Annotated in this window: 17 protein-coding genes, 1 tRNA gene and 1 pseudogene; 12 read left to right on the top strand and 7 right to left on the bottom strand. The window is 65.5% G+C overall.

All coding sequences use genetic code 11. The features are described 5' to 3' along the window. Nucleotides 1–7 precede the first annotated feature (7 nt). Nucleotides 8–841, bottom strand: coding sequence for a mycofactocin-coupled SDR family oxidoreductase (locus AWC06_RS00640; protein ID WP_085193428.1), 834 nt, complete (start codon nucleotides 839–841; stop codon nucleotides 8–10). 101 nt (nucleotides 842–942) lie between these two features. Here AWC06_RS00640 and AWC06_RS00635 point away from each other — a divergent pair, with 101 nt between their 5' ends. After that, complete coding sequence (locus tag AWC06_RS00635) at nucleotides 943–1,524, top strand: TetR/AcrR family transcriptional regulator (RefSeq protein WP_085193348.1); 582 nt, start codon at nucleotides 943–945, stop codon at nucleotides 1,522–1,524. Between the two features lie 23 nt (nucleotides 1,525–1,547). Further along, a pseudogene (locus tag AWC06_RS00630) lies at nucleotides 1,548–2,534 on the top strand (alpha/beta fold hydrolase). On the opposite strand, the gene AWC06_RS00625 reads toward AWC06_RS00630, so the two are convergent. Genes AWC06_RS00625 through AWC06_RS00615 form a run of 3 tightly spaced genes read right to left on the bottom strand, consistent with a single transcriptional unit; the run spans nucleotide 2,535 to nucleotide 4,946 of the window. Next, the gene (locus AWC06_RS00625) at nucleotides 2,535–3,977 is read right to left on the bottom strand and encodes a protein adenylyltransferase SelO (protein ID WP_085193426.1); all 1,443 of its coding nucleotides are present in this window, start codon (nucleotides 3,975–3,977) and stop codon (nucleotides 2,535–2,537) included. Between the two features lie 10 nt (nucleotides 3,978–3,987). Continuing rightward, entirely contained in the window at nucleotides 3,988–4,371 is a 384-nt protein-coding gene (locus tag AWC06_RS00620; RefSeq protein WP_085193346.1) for a hypothetical protein, read from the bottom strand. Nucleotides 4,372–4,379: 8 nt separating this feature from the next. Further along, complete coding sequence (locus AWC06_RS00615) at nucleotides 4,380–4,946, bottom strand: hemerythrin domain-containing protein (RefSeq protein WP_085193344.1); 567 nt, start codon at nucleotides 4,944–4,946, stop codon at nucleotides 4,380–4,382. A 155-nt stretch (nucleotides 4,947–5,101) separates the two neighbouring features. Here AWC06_RS00615 and AWC06_RS00610 point away from each other — a divergent pair, with 155 nt between their 5' ends. Genes AWC06_RS00610 through AWC06_RS00580 form a run of 7 tightly spaced genes read left to right on the top strand, consistent with a single transcriptional unit; the run spans nucleotide 5,102 to nucleotide 10,837 of the window. After that, nucleotides 5,102–6,379: a sulfotransferase family protein gene (locus AWC06_RS00610; RefSeq protein ID WP_085193342.1), complete on the top strand. Its 1,278-nt coding sequence runs from the start codon at nucleotides 5,102–5,104 to the stop codon at nucleotides 6,377–6,379. Next, a complete protein-coding gene (locus AWC06_RS00605) occupies nucleotides 6,376–7,623 on the top strand; it encodes an MBL fold metallo-hydrolase (RefSeq protein ID WP_227371018.1) in 1,248 nt (415 codons plus the stop codon). Before AWC06_RS00610 ends, AWC06_RS00605 begins: the two co-directional genes overlap by 4 nt. Then, nucleotides 7,620–8,369: an SDR family NAD(P)-dependent oxidoreductase gene (locus tag AWC06_RS00600; RefSeq protein WP_085193340.1), complete on the top strand. Its 750-nt coding sequence runs from the start codon at nucleotides 7,620–7,622 to the stop codon at nucleotides 8,367–8,369. Before AWC06_RS00605 ends, AWC06_RS00600 begins: the two co-directional genes overlap by 4 nt. A gap of 10 nt (nucleotides 8,370–8,379) precedes the next feature. Next, nucleotides 8,380–8,859, top strand: a complete 480-nt coding sequence (locus AWC06_RS00595; protein WP_085193338.1) for a VOC family protein — start codon at nucleotides 8,380–8,382, stop codon at nucleotides 8,857–8,859. Nucleotide 8,860: 1 nt separating this feature from the next. Further along, entirely contained in the window at nucleotides 8,861–9,808 is a 948-nt protein-coding gene (locus AWC06_RS00590) for an LLM class flavin-dependent oxidoreductase (RefSeq protein WP_085193336.1), read from the top strand. 21 nt (nucleotides 9,809–9,829) lie between these two features. Further along, the gene (locus AWC06_RS00585; protein WP_085193334.1) at nucleotides 9,830–10,183 is read left to right on the top strand and encodes a DUF488 domain-containing protein; all 354 of its coding nucleotides are present in this window, start codon (nucleotides 9,830–9,832) and stop codon (nucleotides 10,181–10,183) included. 42 nt (nucleotides 10,184–10,225) lie between these two features. After that, complete coding sequence (locus AWC06_RS00580; protein ID WP_085193332.1) at nucleotides 10,226–10,837, top strand: GNAT family N-acetyltransferase; 612 nt, start codon at nucleotides 10,226–10,228, stop codon at nucleotides 10,835–10,837. Here the strand turns inward: AWC06_RS00580 and AWC06_RS00575 are convergent. From AWC06_RS00575 to crcB (AWC06_RS00565), 3 genes are read right to left on the bottom strand one after another with little or no spacing between them, the layout of a single operon-like run. Continuing rightward, complete coding sequence (locus AWC06_RS00575; protein ID WP_085193330.1) at nucleotides 10,831–11,910, bottom strand: DUF190 domain-containing protein; 1,080 nt, start codon at nucleotides 11,908–11,910, stop codon at nucleotides 10,831–10,833. The genes AWC06_RS00580 and AWC06_RS00575 overlap by 7 nt on opposite strands. Continuing rightward, on the bottom strand, nucleotides 11,907–12,266 hold the full coding sequence (gene crcB / locus AWC06_RS00570; RefSeq protein WP_085193328.1) for a fluoride efflux transporter CrcB: 360 nt from the start codon (nucleotides 12,264–12,266) through the stop codon (nucleotides 11,907–11,909). The genes AWC06_RS00575 and crcB (AWC06_RS00570) overlap by 4 nt, the downstream gene beginning before the upstream one ends. Beyond that, nucleotides 12,266–12,661 carry a fluoride efflux transporter CrcB gene (crcB, locus tag AWC06_RS00565; RefSeq protein WP_085193326.1) on the bottom strand — a complete coding sequence of 132 codons (396 nt, stop codon included), beginning with the start codon at nucleotides 12,659–12,661 and terminating at the stop codon, nucleotides 12,266–12,268. Before crcB (AWC06_RS00565) ends, crcB (AWC06_RS00570) begins: the two co-directional genes overlap by 1 nt. Nucleotides 12,662–12,699: 38 nt before the next feature. Between crcB (AWC06_RS00565) and pgm the strand changes: the two genes are divergently transcribed. From pgm to AWC06_RS00550, 3 genes are all read left to right on the top strand, one after another. Further along, entirely contained in the window at nucleotides 12,700–14,340 is a 1,641-nt protein-coding gene (pgm, locus tag AWC06_RS00560; RefSeq protein WP_085193324.1) for a phosphoglucomutase (alpha-D-glucose-1,6-bisphosphate-dependent), read from the top strand. After that, nucleotides 14,340–15,575: an NAD(P)/FAD-dependent oxidoreductase gene (locus tag AWC06_RS00555; protein WP_085193322.1), complete on the top strand. Its 1,236-nt coding sequence runs from the start codon at nucleotides 14,340–14,342 to the stop codon at nucleotides 15,573–15,575. Before pgm ends, AWC06_RS00555 begins: the two co-directional genes overlap by 1 nt. Nucleotides 15,576–15,651: 76 nt before the next feature. Beyond that, nucleotides 15,652–15,724 (top strand) — tRNA-Ala (locus tag AWC06_RS00550). Nucleotides 15,725–15,740 lie beyond the last annotated feature (16 nt).

The raw sequence follows: 15,740 nt of genomic DNA, 5'->3' as shown, positions 1-15,740 counted from the left end.
TTGGTCCTTACTTCAGGCAGCTGCCGGCGTCGACCGGTAGTGCAACGCCGGTGATGTAGCGCGACTCGTCGGAGGCCAGGAACAGCACCGCGTTGCTGATGTCCTCGGCAGTCACCCAGGGGATCGGCAGGGTGTGGAAGGTCCGGCACACCGGAGCCAAGTCGTCGGGGCCGGGATTTTCCAGGTCGGGCCGGAACAGCCGAAAAGTCTTCTCGTTGATCAACAGTGGTGTATTGACGTGCGTCGGATGCACCGAGTTGACGCGGATGTTCTTCGGGCCCAACTCGACGGCAAACGACCGCATGAGCCCGACGACTCCGTGTTTGGCCGCTACGTAGTGCCCGGTGTTGGGGTATGCCTTCAACCCGGCGACCGAACTGGTCATGACGATCGAGCCAGCGCCGCCGGAAAGCAGATGCGGCACAGCGGCTTTCACCGACTTCCACACGCCGCTCAGGTTGACGTCGATCATCTCCTGCCAGAGGTCCTCGTCCATCCGGTCCAGCCTGACGCCGACGGTGCCGATACCGGCGTTGGCGACGACGATGTCCAGCCGTCCCAGTTCCTCGACGCCGCTGTCGAGCGCGGCTTTGAGCGAGTCGTAATCGCGGACGTCGACCTCGGCGGTGACGACGCGCCGATCTAGGCCCTTGACCAGGTCGGCCGTCTCCGCGAGGTCTTCAGGCGTCGCCGGTGGAGCCGGTGAGTTGTCGATTGGTTGGCAGATGTCGACGGCGATGATGTCGGCGCCCTCTTGCGCCAGCCGCACCGCGTGGCTGCGGCCTTGGCCGCGCGCTGCACCGGTGACGAACGCGACCTTGTCTGCGACCCGTCCGGCCACCCGCACCTCCTGATTGAGTAACCACGTTACAACCGGTAGAGTAACCGTGTTACTCAGCGGCGGCAAGGGGGTGATTTCGACGCGTGGCTAGCGCTGAGGCGATGGCTGGCGACCAGGATCGCCGCCACGATCGCATCCTCGACATCGTCGTGGAGATTTTGGAGACCGAGGGGTACGACGCTGTGCAGCTGCGAGAGGTCGCTCGGCGTGCACGGACGTCGCTGGCCACCATCTACAAGCGCTATCCGACCCGGGACGCGTTGATCCTCGCGGCGCTCGAATGCTGGATGGACGAGAACCGCTATGCCGGCTTGGCCGCGCAGACTCACGATGCGGACGAATCCATCTACGACGGCCTGATGCGCGTGTTCCGGACGATCTTCGAACCGTGGGAGCGTCATCCGGACATGCTGCGAGCGTATTTTCGCGCGCGGTCTGCCCCCGGAGGTCAGCGGCTGGTGAGTCGCGGACTGGATGCCGTCATCCCCGCCACCATGGCCGTTCTGGAGGGCGCCGACGCCGGGCTGGTCGAAGACCTCCCCGCGATCATTTCCCACCTCGCCTATGGACTGGTGGCCCGGTTCGCTGCCGGCGAGATCGCCATCACCGAGATCTTGCCGACGCTGGACCGCGCGCTATTCCGGTTGACGGCGGGTTACCAACGCCGCGCGCCCAGTCGCTGACCTCACCGCGCATCATGATGTGCGTGGACATCTTCGGAGAGTGGCGAAGCGGCGGGGCGGAAATTCGGTGGGCGTCATCAACGGCCGCCAACAATGGAACAGAAGCCAGTGTCTTCACCCGCCGCTGCGGCACGCCGGGAGCGCCGGCGTTGGTCTGTGTTCACGGCTTCCCGACGTCGAGCATCGACTATTTCGCGTTGAGCCGTGAGCTGGGCGCCGAGTTCGAGATATTTCTGCTGGACTTTCCCGGCGCCGGGCTCTCCGATAAGCCGCCCGCGCCTTACCGCTATTCGCTGTAAGACGATGCGCGTCTGCTGGTTCACGCGATCACTCGGGTGTGGAAGCTGGATCGATATTTGATGCTCACGCATGATCGAGGCAGCAGCGTCGGCATGATTGCGCTGGGGTTGCTGGCGGCCGAAGAACCCGCTTCTGTGCCCACCGAAGTCATTTTGACGAACGGCAATATCTATCTTCCGCTGGCGAACCTCACCGCCTACCAGAATGCGTTGTTGGACAGCACGACAGGGCGCGACACGGCGCGTGCGACGACTCCGGAAACCCTCGCAGCGGGTTTGGGCGCCACCACATTCATGCCGCGGCGCACCCTTGACGATCCCGAGATCGCCGCGCTGGCGAAATGCTTCGCGTTCAACGACGGAATCCAAGTCCTGCCCGACGTGATCCAATATCTTCACGAGCGCGCTGCGGACGAAACCAGTTGGCTTGACGCGTTTTCCAGGATGGAATTCAACACCAGCCTGGTATGGGGCTTGCATGACAACGTCTCCCCATTGCGGGTCGCCAACCACGTATGGCAGACATACCTCAGAGACAAGCCGGGGCGAAGCCGCTACTGGGTCGTGCCCAGTGCCGATCACTATCTTCAGTGCGATGCGCCGTGGCAGCTGGCGCAGATCATTCGACTGGCAGCGCAGCCAGACGATATTTCGCTGCAGACCTTCGGGGACCGGCCGGACGGCGCGGTTCTGGTAGATCAGAGCGGTTGATCAGGTGCCGCAGAAGGTGCGGTACGCACCGAAATCCTCTGGGGCAGGGGAGCTATAGCGCTCAAAGCCCGGTCGTGCGTCATAGGGTGCGGTCACCGCGGCAAGGAGCTGCTCGAGCGGACCGAGATCGCCGGCGGTCGCCGCGGCCAAAGCCTCCTCGACGAGATGGTTGCGCGGGATGTAGATCGGGTTGCCCCGGTCCATCAATTCGGCGTCGGGACCCAGCGCGCGCCAGCGCGTGAGCCAGCCGTCGAACTCGGCCAAATCGATGTCGTCGCCACGAGCCGCTTGGCTGAGGCGGCGGAAGAACGAGGTGTAATCGACGTGGTTCTCCTTCAGCAGGAGGAGCATCTCGTCGACCAACGGCGTGACGTTCTCGGCTGTGACGTCTGTGGACAAGCCGAGCTTGGCTCGCATACCGGATTCCCATGCGGCGTCGTACCGGGCGTGAAATACACCGAACGACCCCTCCGCGAGTGCGATTGCCTCATCAAGATCGTCCGATAGCAACGGAAGAAGTGTCTCGGCGAACCGAGCGAGGTTCCACCCGGCGACTACCGGTTGGTTGCCGTACGCATAGCGGCCCCAGAAATCGATCGAACTGAATACCGTCTCCGGGTCGTAGGCCTCCATGAAGGCGCACGGTCCATAGTCGATCGTCTCGCCGGAGATCGTCATGTTGTCGGTGTTCATCACCCCGTGCACGAACCCGACGAGCATCCATTGCGCGACCAGCGACGCCTGCACAGCGACCACCGCTTCGAACAGCGCGAGGTAAGGGCGCTCGGCCTCCGACGCGCCGGGATGATGACGGGCGATCGCATGGTCGGCCAGGCGTCGCAACAGTTCGACGTCGCCGCTAGCCGCTGCGTACTGGAAGCTTCCGACGCGCAGGTGGCTGCTCGCCACCCGGACCAGTAAGGCGCCGGGTAGTAGCGTCTCACGCCGCACCAAACGTCCGGTGCCTACTACGGCCAAGGACCGCGTTGTTGGGATGCCCAGAGCATGCATCGCCTCGCTGATGATGTACTCGCGCAGCATCGGTCCCACCACCGCGAGGCCGTCCCCACCGCGTGCGAACGGTGTGGGCCCCGAGCCTTTGAGGTGGATATCGCGGACGCGCCCGTCGACGTCGACGAGCTCGCCCAGCAGCAGGGCGCGCCCGTCGCCCAGCCGCGGTACATAGCCGCCGAACTGGTGCCCGGCGTAGGCCTGCGCTACCGGAGCCGCACCGCGGGGAACCATGTTGCCCACCAAGAAGCGCACTCCGTCGGCACTGCGCAGCCAGGCCGGGTCGAGGTCAAGCTCGGTCGCCAGCGGCTCGTTGAGCACCAGCAGCCGAGCGTCAGGGGGAGTCTCGGCTTGCCATGGGACCGACAGCTCCGGCAGCTCCCGATAGAAGCGGTCCTGCAGAGCGACGGTGGTATCCCGGCCAACGGTCACCTCACCCACACTACGGAGAGTCCTTTGCGCTCCCCAGACCGTCGACGGAAGTGGCCGCCCAGGCGAGTAGCCACCCGGCCTCCATCGCGGCATCGACGAGGTAAACGCGGCTGATTCGCCGGCGTAACGCATACACCAAGTCCACGGCACCGAGGGTGAGCGCGGTACCCATCCCGAGGCGGCGCGCCTGTCGGACACCGGCAGGGTCTGCGCTCGAGGCGGATTGTGCGGCCCCGATGCTCACCAGCAGCCCTGACACGGTGTATACCAGCCACCGGTCGACTTTGGGTCCGAGCACCGCCTCGAAGCTGCGCATATGGATCAGGGGCCACAATCCGCCCGCGATGTTGGTCACGCCGTGCAGCTTGGCCAGGGTGGCCGCGCGAACAGCCATGCGCAGGGTTAGCCGAGGCCGTGCTCAATGAGGTCACGAGCGCGGTCGAGCATCGACGCGAACGGGCCGACGGCGAAATTCAACTTCGCCGATTCCACGCCGGCATGCGGTCGGGTAGGCGCAATGGCCTCCGCTGCTCGCACCGCTGTGCCCAGCCGTTTGAGTTCGTCACCGTCCAGTTCCCGCTGCAGCTGAGAAAACTCTTCGCTCTCCTCACGCTCGGCGTGCTCAAGGACGGCGTCACGGAGCTGGGTGACCTCGTCGATGAACTGCTGCGAGGTGATGTCAATGCCCTCGATCTTTGACAGGAGCTCCTTGGCCTCATGCTCTTCTTTCAGTCGAGCATCGACAATCGTGTCGCCGGCATCCACCTCGCGGCGCACCCGGGGATGTACCACCATTTCCTCGGCTGTCTCATGCACGGCAAGCAATTGGCGCAATTGCACGAACGGCTTCTCCCGCGCCTGCGGGTCTGATGCGTGCAGCACCTGGTCGAACAGGTCCTCGATGAGGTTGTGCTGCGCTTTGAGGAACCCGACAACTTCGTCGGGCGATTGAATGATCATGTCGGACATGGCAGATATCTCCGGTAGCTAGGCAGATTACGAATGCGGGCTATGGGCTGTGCGCCGCTCGGCGCCGCGCATACCCCAAGGCAGGCTCGGCTAAACGCCGAAGGTCCCAGTTGGCGATACTCTGCCTTGCGACACCAAGACGAGGAGGCGGTCGCATGGGTTCTGCGGGCCTCGACATCGCCGACATCGACTTCGACGACCTGACGGCGCCCAAGCTGACCGAGGTCCAGCGTCAGATTCTGGAATACACCGAATCGAGACACGTCACATTCGACATCGATGAGATGCTCGCCGAGGCCATTGAGCAGGCGGGCGTCGACGATCTGGCCGATACAGACGGCTTCGGTGATCGCCTGACCGCGCACGTGGCCGCGATCGAAGCCGACGAAGGGCTGACCCAGCTCACTCGCTCGTCGCTGCGGCAGCGCGTGGTCCGGCTGCTGCGCAACCGGCTCTCGTTGACCGATCTCATCACGCGGTATCCCGAGATCGAGTCGATCGCGATCGAAAGGCCCTTCATCGTCGTCGGGATGCCGCGATCTGGCACCACGCATCTGGTGAATCTCATTGCGGCCGACCCGCGCAGGCGCGCGCTGCCGTACTGGGAGAGCCAGGAACCGATCCCGGCGCGCGGCGAAGGCCCCGACATTCTCGGTGTTGACCCTCGGTACGCGCGAGCCAAGTCCGAACATGATGCGCTGATGGCCAGCGCTCCCGTGGTCGCCGCCATGCATGACCGGTTTCCCGAGGCGATCGAGGAAGAGGTCGAACTCCTCGACCTCGATTTGGCCGGCTACGTGTTGGAATGGCATGCGCGCGTGCCCGATTGGCGGGACTTCTACCTGGGCCTCGACGAGACCCGGCACTACGTGTACATGAAGAAGGTGTTGCAGGCGTTGACATTCCTGCGCGGCCCGCGGACCTGGGTGCTCAAGAGTCCCCAGCACTGCGAGCAGCTCGGACCGTTGATGGCAACCTTCCCCGACGCGACGGTGGTCTTCACGCACCGCGACCCCGTCGCGGTGATCCAGTCGGCGATCACGATGATGGCCTACTCCGATCGGCTGCGCCGCATCAGCATCGGCCCGGACTGGTTGGTGGATTACTGGAGCGACCGCGTGCACCGGTTGCTCAGTGCGTGCGTGCGCGACCGGGACCTGGTGCCGGCCGAGCGCAGCATCGATGTCAGCTTCCATCGACTCAACGGCAATGAAATACCGTTGCTGGAGGAGCTTTACCAGCGCGGTGGAGTCGAACTAACACCGGAGGTGCGTGGACGCTTTCAGCAGTATCTGGAGGGCAACCCGCGCGGCAAGCACGGCCGCATCCGCTACCACCTGCAACGGCACTTCGGCGTCACGCCCGCCGAACTCCGCGCGCGGTTCGGCTTCTACTTCGACAGGTTCGACGTCCGTCCCGAGGAGCAGCAATGAGCGCCGAGTTCGAACCGGTCTATCGCAGCCGGCCGGGCGCCGACGCCATGCGCCCCGCGGCCGCCGAGAAGGCCGAGCAGATCGCCCCGGGACTGTGGTGCTCGCCGGGCCTGTCGAATTCCTATCTGCTGACCACCGGCGACGGCCGGGTGATCATCAATACCGGGATGGGCTTCGAAGGGCCGGTGCACCGCGCCAACTTCGACGCCGTCGACCCCTCGCCCGTGCGCTACATCATCTTCACCCAGGGCCACGTCGACCATGTCGGCGGCCTGGACAGCGTCCGTGACCTCGACACCACCGTTGTCGCACAAGCGAATTGGACACTGTGGCGCGACGACAACGAACGCCTGATCCCGTACCGGGGCAGCCGCAGCGCGTTCGCTTTCAAGGACACCCTGGCGGAGGGTATCCAGGCCATTCAACGGCGTCTGGGCACCACACACCTGCCTGGCCAGAGTGTGCCCGTCGTCGATCTCGATTTCGCGGACACGCTCATGCTGGAGGTCGGCGGGCGGCGGATGGAGTTGATCTCCGTGCCCGGCGGTGAGACCACCGACTCACTGGTGGTGTGGTTGCCCGAGGAAAGAATCTGCTTGTGCGGCAATACCTTCGGGCCTATCTTCGGGCACATTCCGAACCTGGTTACCATCCGCGGTGACCGATACCGTGACGCCTTGACCGCTATCGCCTCAATCGAGCGGGTGCGCGATCTGCAGCCGGAGTTGTTGGTGACCGGTCACTTCGAACCGATCGCCGGGCAGAAGCGCATCAACGCCGAGCTGACGAGACTGCGCAACGCCGTCCAGTACGTCCATGACCAGACCGTCGTCGGGATGAATGCCGGCAAGGATGTGCGGACTCTGATGCGCGAAATCACCCTGCCCGCGGAATACGAAGTGGGCCAAGGCTATGGGAAGGTCGCCTGGGATGTGCGGGCGATCTGGGAAAACTACTCGGGCTGGTTCCACCATCGCTCCACCACCGAGTTGTACCCCGTCGAATTCGACGCTGTCGCTGCCGACGTGGTCGAACTTGCCGGCCCAGACGCACTTATGGAGCGCGCGCGGGCACACCTGGACATGGGCCGCCCCTTGCACGCCATCCATCTCGTCGAGCTTGTTCCTGTGGATCATCCAGGGGCGCGCGAGGTGCTGCGGGAAGCCCACGAAGTCCTGCTGGCCGAGAGTACGAACTTCTGGGAGAGCGCTTGGCTGCGTGAGCAAATTGCGAGGTACTCATGACGGCGCGAGTCAGTTTCGACTTCACCGGCACTGTAGTGTTGATCACCGGCGGCACCAGCGGCATCGGGCATGCCACCGCCGTGCTGTTTCGCGACGCCGGCGCCGACGTCACGATCACCGGAACCAAACCGGCCGCCGCGAACTACGACGCCGACCTGTCCGGCATGACCTATCGACAGTTGCAGATCACCGATCCGGAGTCGGTCGACGCGCTGGCGCAGAGCTTCACCAGACTCGACGTGCTGGTCAACAATGCAGGCGCGAATTTCCCTGGCGGCCTTGACGAGTCGAAGCCCGACGGGTTCGACGCATCGGTCGCGCTCAACTTGACCGGCCCGTACCGGTTGACGGTCGGCCTCTATCGGGCGCTGAAGGCGTCGACGGCGGCGGGCGGCGCCAGCGTGGTCAATCTCGCCTCGATGTCTGCGTTGCGAGCAGTCTTGCTGGTGCCCGGTTACGGCGCGGCCAAGGCCGGAATCATCTCGATCACCAGAAATCTCGCGGTCAAATGGGCGGGCAAAGGAATCCGGGTCAACGCGGTGGCGCCGGGCACGATCGACACGCCGATGACCGCGCCCATGCATGGTGTCGCAGAGCTGGTCGATGCCGAACTGGCGCATATCCCGTTGGGACGCTTGGGCACTGTCGCCGAGATCGCACCCACGATCGCGCTTCTGTGCAGCGAGCAAAGCAGCTACACCAGCGGTGCCGTCTTCGTTGTCGACGGCGCCTCGGACTGCATCTAAGGACAGGCCTATGACGTTCGCGCTACAACCAGAAGACCTCTACCACACCGGCATCGTCGTGCCCGACCTCGACGTCGCCATCGCCCGCCTGAGCGCGCTGGCCGGCTACCGGTGGATCACCCCGCTGACGTATACGCTGCCCTTCCGCACCGCGACCGGGGTCCAGGAACTGTCCTCGACGGTCGTCTACTCCGTGCAGAGCCCGCACATCGAACTCATCCAGGAGGTGCCCGGAACGCCGTGGACGGCCGCGCGTGGCAATTCGGTCCATCACCTCGGCTACTTCACCGACAACCTCGCCGAGACCGGTCACATGCTGGGGAACAACGGCTTCACTTTCGAAATGACAGCCGACGTGCCCGGATCGGAGCTCGCGCTGTTCGCCTATTACATCGATGCGTTCGGCACCCGCATCGAGATCGTCGACCGTGCGCTGTTTCCCGACTTCTCCGCGTTCGTGCAGTCGGCGGCGCAACCCGACGGAGCGTGAGATGTTGCTGACGGTGCTGCGCTTCAATTTCGCGTCGCCGCAAGGAGAGCCACGTACCCAGGGCGAGTTGATCCGTGCCGCGCTGGAAATGGCGCAGTGGGGCGAGACACGGGGCATCACCTCGATCAGTGTCGACGAGCACCACGCCACCGGGCATGGATGGAGCTGCAACCCGATCATGGCTGCCGCGATGTTTCTCGCGCGAACCTCGACGCTGATCGCCAGCGTCGACTGTGCGCTGGGACCGTTGTGGAATCCGGTCCGGCTGGCCGAAGACATCGCGCTGGTCGACAACATGAGCCGGGGCCGCCTGCACACCACGGTGGGCCTGGGTTATCGAACCATCGAATATGACTCGCTCGGTGTGGATTTCAGCCGTCGCGGCGAACTCATGGACAGCCTGATCGAGCGGATGCTGTCAGTCTGGGCAGGGATCGGCAGCTGGACCCGGCCGCATCCGCCGCTCTACGTCGGCGGCGGCGTGCGCGCGACGGCGCGGCGCGCGGCACGGTTTCGGTTGCCGCTCAGCCTGTCCGATCACCTACCCGACATTGCCGCCTACTACCGCGAGCTTTGCGCGGAGGCTGGCGTCACGCCGCTCGTCGTCATGCCCGGGCCGGTCAATCGCGGAATGATCTACCTGCACGAGGATCCGGACCGTGCTTGGGCAGAGCTCGGCGAGCACATCCTCTGGGAGGCCGTCACTTACGGCGGGTGGTCGACCGACCAGCGTTCGCTGATGCACCTACCCGGCGTCCAGACACTGGACGAAGTCAAGGCGTCGGGACGCTACCGGTTCCTGACGCCCGACCAGCTCATCGACGAGTTCCGCGGCTCCGACGACTACGGACCGATCGTGCTGCACCCGCTGGTCGGCGGCATGCCCGTCGACGAGGCGTGGAAGTCGGTTCAGCTGCTCGCCGACAAAGTCCTGCCCGCGCTGACCTGACCGCGGCGTTACCCTGGGCGCATGGCCAAGAGCCGTGTCTGGGTGGCCCGGGTCTACGACGATCCGAAGCCCGACGACGGTCAGCGCGTGCTGGTGGACCGGGTATGGCCGCGAGGTTTCCGCAAGGACGACCCGCGGGTGGGCACCTGGTACAAGGACGTCGCGCCATCCAAAGAACTGCGTGAGTGGTATGGCCACAAGCCCGAGCGTTTCGACGAGTTCGCCAAGCGGTACAAGAAGGAGCTGCAGGGCAACCAGGCGCTCGACGAGCTGCGCAAGCTGACCAAGCGCCAGGTGGTGACGCTGGTGACTGCTACCCGCGACGTGCAGGGCAGCCAAGCCGCGGTGCTGGCGACGTTGCTGAAGGGTAGGTAAAACCCCACCACATCGTGGGCTTGGGTAGGCTCGCTGCCTGACATGACTGGTATCGAGCCGATCCTCCCGCGGGAGCTGACCGAAGGTTTACCCGACGCGGTCCGCAACCTCCCCCCGCCGCCGAGTGTGCTCGAGCTGCCCGAGCCATACGCAATGCGCCTCGCCGACCCCGACGCGGACGCGGAAATGATCGCCGACTGGATGAATCAGCCGCTGCTCGCCGACACTTGGGAATCGGCTTGGCCGACCGCGCGCTGGCATCGCCACCTGCGTGCCCAACTCGACGGCAACTATTCGCGCCCATTCGTCGCCAGCCTCGACGGAAAAGACGGAGCGTACTTCGAAATCTATTGGGCGGCGAAAGATTCCATCGCCACTCGCTACGACGCCGACCCATACGACATCGGTGTGCACGCCGCGGTGCCGGACGAAAGGGCCCTGAAAAAGGGAATCGTGCAATCCTTGCTGCCGAATCTCGTGATGAGCCTGATCCGGTCCGAACCGCGGTGTCGGCGGATCATGTTCGACCCCGACCACCGCAACCAGATGGGGCGCAAGTTCTGTGAGCGCGCCGGCTGCGTGTTTCTTGGCGAGCACGACATGTCGAACCGCCGGATGGCGCTATATGCGCTGGTCCTTCCAACGGATCAGTAGTCATATTGCGCTAATCGGGTGTCGCCGCCCGCGGCCGGGCCGCCGATCGACACGACGGCCGGGACCATCTCACTGGTGACCACGCCGTGGTCGGCGGTCAACTCGTGGACAATGTCGAAACTGCGTGCGATCCACTCGGGCCTGTCGATGATGATCGTGACAACCGGCACGCGTCGGGCCAGCTGAAACAGCCTGTCTCCGTGCGGTTTATGATCGCCGTGAAACCCCCAGATGCCGCGCAGCACGGTCGCCCCGCGCGCCATCCCGGAGTCCAGCAGTTCGCGGACGAGCGCCCGGTGGATCGGTAAGCCACCGTGCCTGGTGGCCTCGCTGGTGTGCACCATCAGTTTCTGCCATACCGCACGTCCCTGCGCATCGGTCGTCGGCAGCCGGTGCGGCCGCTCGAACAACTCTCCGTCCCGTTTGCACAGCCGCACCCGCTCGACGGTCAGCAATGGGTTGGACATGACGGCGTTGAGCTCGGAGATCGCAGCCGAAACCTGCGCTGCCGCGCCGATCGAGATGATCATGAGCGGAACATTGACGTTGCGGCCGAAAAACCGGGCGCGGTAGCGCTCGCCGTGCGCGGTGCCGTCGACACCCAGAAACACTGCCGCACCGGCGAACCCGTGCCGATGCAGCAGATCGCACACCGCCCGAAATGCTGGGAGCCCGGCGATGCGCTCCTGACGTCCCACATAGACGGTGAGCTTGACGGCGTCACGAGCGTCGGCGTCACCAATGGCGTCGCCTCCCAGCCGTGCCCGCTCCAGAGTCACCAGCCCGTGACCGGTCATCGCGACGACGTCGTCGACCATTGCGCTGATCTTGGACTCCACGTCGACCGCGGCGATCGCCACCGGCGGGTCCTCGGACAGGCTCAGCGATTCGTCGGTGCGCAACACGTGCCGCGGCCCGAAACTGGCGATGCCGCGTAGCATCACGCTGGTCGCGACTTCGCGGGCGCCGAACAGGTTCAGCATCGCATCGGCCAGAAAGCCTTGCCGCCCAGTGTGATCGGCGCGTTGGCGCTCGCCAAAGTAGGTGGTCAGCTTCAGGCACGGTTGGTTCATAGTCGGCCCGCGATCCATTGGCCGAGCAGGGCCGCGCCCATGCCGAGCACGATGCTGACCACAAGGTTGGCGACCGCGGTCCACACCTGCCTTTCTTCGCCGAGGCGCTGCGTTTCCAGCATCCAGGTGGAAAACGTGGTGTAGGAGCCGATGAACGCGGTGTCGGCCAGCAGCGCGGCATGACGGCTCAATGCCAGACCGCCGACCAGTCCGAGCAGCATCGCACCGCTGATGTTCACCGTCAGCGTTCCGAACGGAAACGACCGCACTACCCGGCGGGCCACCGCGCCGTCGACCAGGAACCGCAGCACCGACCCGATGCCGCCGGCGACCAGCACTCCGACCCAGAGGAGCATCAGCGCACCGGCACCCGGCGCACCGCGGCCGTCGCCAGATACACCGCGAGCAGTCCCACCGCGATGCTGGCGGCGGTATAGCTGACGGCCAGGCCGTACCGGTGGTGTTCGAGCATGTCCAGCGTTTCCACCTGCATGGTGGAGAAGGTGGTCAGCCCGCCGCACAGCCCGGTCCCGAGCAGCGGCCGGCGATAGCTCGACAACGGCAATCGCTCCAGCAGCCGGGTGGTGAAGTAGCCCACCAGGACGGCGCCGACGATATTGGCCGTGAACGTCGGCCAGGGCCAACGCGTCGGGTCGGGGTCCGCCAGGCTGTTCAGGCCCACACGGGCGATAGCACCCAGCGCGCCGCCGATGAAGACAGCCGCCAACTCACGGTAGTCACGACCTGGCATTCAAGCAGCCTATGCGCGGCATCGGCAGAATTGACGTCATGGCCGCCAACCCACGTGCCGGTCAGCCGGCGCAGCCCGAGGACCTCGTCGACCTACCGCAGCTGGTGACCGCGTACTACACATGCGAACCGGACCCCGATGACGTCGCTCAACAGGTGGCGTTCGGCACGTCAGGCCACCGAGGTTCCGCACTGGACGGGGCCTTCAACGAGGCACACATCCTGGCCATCACGCAGGCCATCGTGGAGCATCGCGCCGCCGCGGGTATCACCGGGCCGCTGTTCATCGGACGCGACACGCACGGCCTCTCCGAGCCGGCGTGGGTATCGGCGCTGGAGGTGCTCGCCGCCAACGACGTGACGGTGATCGTCGACGCCGCGGGCCGATATACGCCGACACCGGCGATCAGCCACGCCATTCTCACCCACAACCACGGCCGCAGCGAAGACCTCGCCGACGGCATCGTGGTGACACCGTCGCACAACCCGCCGCGCGATGGCGGCTTCAAGTACAACCCGCCCAACGGCGGCCCGGCGGACAGCGACATCACCAGCGCAATTGCCAAGCGCGCCAACGAGATTCTGTGCGAGGGGCTGTCGGCGGTGAAGCGGGTGGGTCTGGCTCGCGCGCTGCGTGCCGCGCATCCATATGACTACCTCGTCAACTATGTCGACGACCTGCCGGCGGTAATCGATATCGACGCCATCCGCGGCGCCGGGGTGCGGATCGGCGCCGACCCGCTCGGCGGGGCCAGCGTCGACTATTGGGGTGCCGTCGCCGAACGGCACGACCTGGATCTGACCGTGGTCAATCCGCTGGTGGACGCGACGTGGCGGTTCATGACGCTGGACACCGACGGCAAGATCCGGATGGATTGCAGCTCACCGGATGCGATGGCAGGGCTGATCGCCAACCGCGACGGCTACCAGATCGCCACCGGCAACGACGCGGACGCCGACCGGCACGGCATCGTGACTCCCGACGCGGGGCTGCTGAACCCCAACCATTACCTGGCGGTCGCCATCGACTACCTCTACACCCACCGGCCGTCCTGGCCGGCTGGTGTCGCCGTCGGCAAGACCGTGGTCAGCTCGTCGATCATCGACCGCGTGGTCGACGGCATCGGGCGCCGGCTAATCGAGGTTCCGGTCGGATTCAAATGGTTCGTCGACGGCCTGGCCAGCGGCACAATCGGTTTCGGCGGTGAAGAGTCGGCCGGAGCGTCGTTTCTGCGCCGCGACGGATCGGTGTGGACCACCGACAAAGATGGCATCATCCTGGCGCTGCTGGCCGCGGAGATCCTGGCGGTCACCGAGGCGACGCCGTCGCAGCGGTATGAGGAGCTGGCCGAAACGTACGGTGCGCCAAGCTATGCCCGGGTCGACGCGCCCGCCGACCGTGAGCAGAAGGCCCGGCTGGCGAAACTGTCCGCCGATCAAGTCACCGCTACCGAGCTGGCCGGTGAGCCGATCACCGCCAAGCTGACCAGCGCACCCGGCAACGGCGCCGCGCTGGGCGGGCTGAAGGTGACCACGGAAAATGCGTGGTTCGCCGCGCGGCCGTCGGGCACCGAGGACGTCTACAAGATCTACGCTGAATCCTTCCGCGGCCCAGAGCATTTGGCACAGGTCCAGGAGACCGCGCGGGACGTGGTCAACAAGGTTATCGGAGGTTCGTGATGGTCGGGCCGCAATCGGCGATCGTGGTTGGCGCCGGCGTCGTCGGGTTATCGACAGCATGGTTCCTGCAGGAGCGCGACGTCTCGGTCACGGTCATCGACCGCATCGGGGTGGCGGCAGGCGCCTCCTGGGGCAACGCCGGATGGATCGCGCCGGCGCTGTCCATGCCGCTCAACGACCCCCGCATGCTGCGATACGCTCTGCGGTCATTGCCGAATCGCAATGGGCCCGTGCGTATTCCACTGATCGCCGATCCGGCCCTGTGGCGCTTCTTGATACGGTTCGCGGCGAACTGCCGGCGGTCGTCGTGGATACAAGCGGCGCGCGCCGGCGTCGCGCTCAACCAGGAGTGCTTCCAGGCGTACGAGGCGCTGGTCTCCAACGGCGTGGATGCGCCGATCACCGAGGCGCCTATCACCGCGCTATTCCACAATTCGCAGCAGGCCGAGCACCTGCTCGAGGAATTGCAGCGTCTGGCCGATGCCGGACAGCCCATCTCCACCACCGAGCTAAGCGGCGCGGGGTTGCGGGAGCAGGTGCCGCTGGCGTCGAGCGCGGTCACCGCCGGCATCCGCATCGATGGTCAGCGGTTCGTCGACCCAGGGCGGTTCGTGCAGGCGCTGGGCCGCTCGGTCGTCGAACGGGGTGCAGAGCTGCACACAGAGGACGTCGTTGACGTGCGGTCCAGCGGGAATGGCGTCACCGTGCAACCGGCCGAGGGTCCGGCGCTGACCGCCGACGTGGCGGTGATCGCAACCGGCGCTTGGTTGCCGCGACTGGTAAGGCGCTGGGTTCGGGTGCCGGTGCAGGCCGGGCGCGGCTACTCGTTCACGGTGCGGGTGCAGCGACCGGTTTTCGGCCCGATCTATCTGCCCGACGCCCGGGTGGCGTGTACGCCACTGAAGGGCAAGCTGCGGGTCACCAGCATGATGGAGTTCCGTCGTCCGGATGCTCCGGCATCCGCCAGGGTGGTTGACGCCATTTGCGATTCGGCGCGCCCGTATCTCGACGGGGTGCAGTGGGCGGAGCGCGACGAGATATGGGTTGGCCCACGCCCATTGAGCCCCGACGGTCGTCCGCTGGTGGGACAGGTATCGGCAAACGGCGTCTACGTGGCCGGCGGGCACGGCATGTGGGGAATGAAGCAGGGCCCGGCCACCGGTCGGCTGTTGGCCGAGCAAATCACCACCGGCAAGCAACCCGAAGCGTTACGGGAGTTCGACCCCACGCGCTAAGCGTTCCAGACCCATGCTGAGCTGCGGCTTTGAAGGCCAGCAGACCGTGGTGTAGCTTCGATGGGCACAACTTTGCGGGGCTATGGCGCAGCTGGTAGCGCACCACACTGGCAGTGTGGGGGTCAGGGGTTCGAGTCCCCTTAGCTCCACGTCTCAGGTCAGCAA

This window comes from Mycobacterium fragae (genome assembly GCF_002102185.1).
Lineage (GTDB): Bacteria > Actinomycetota > Actinomycetes > Mycobacteriales > Mycobacteriaceae > Mycobacterium > Mycobacterium fragae.
This window is presented reverse-complemented; position numbering and strand designations above follow the sequence as displayed.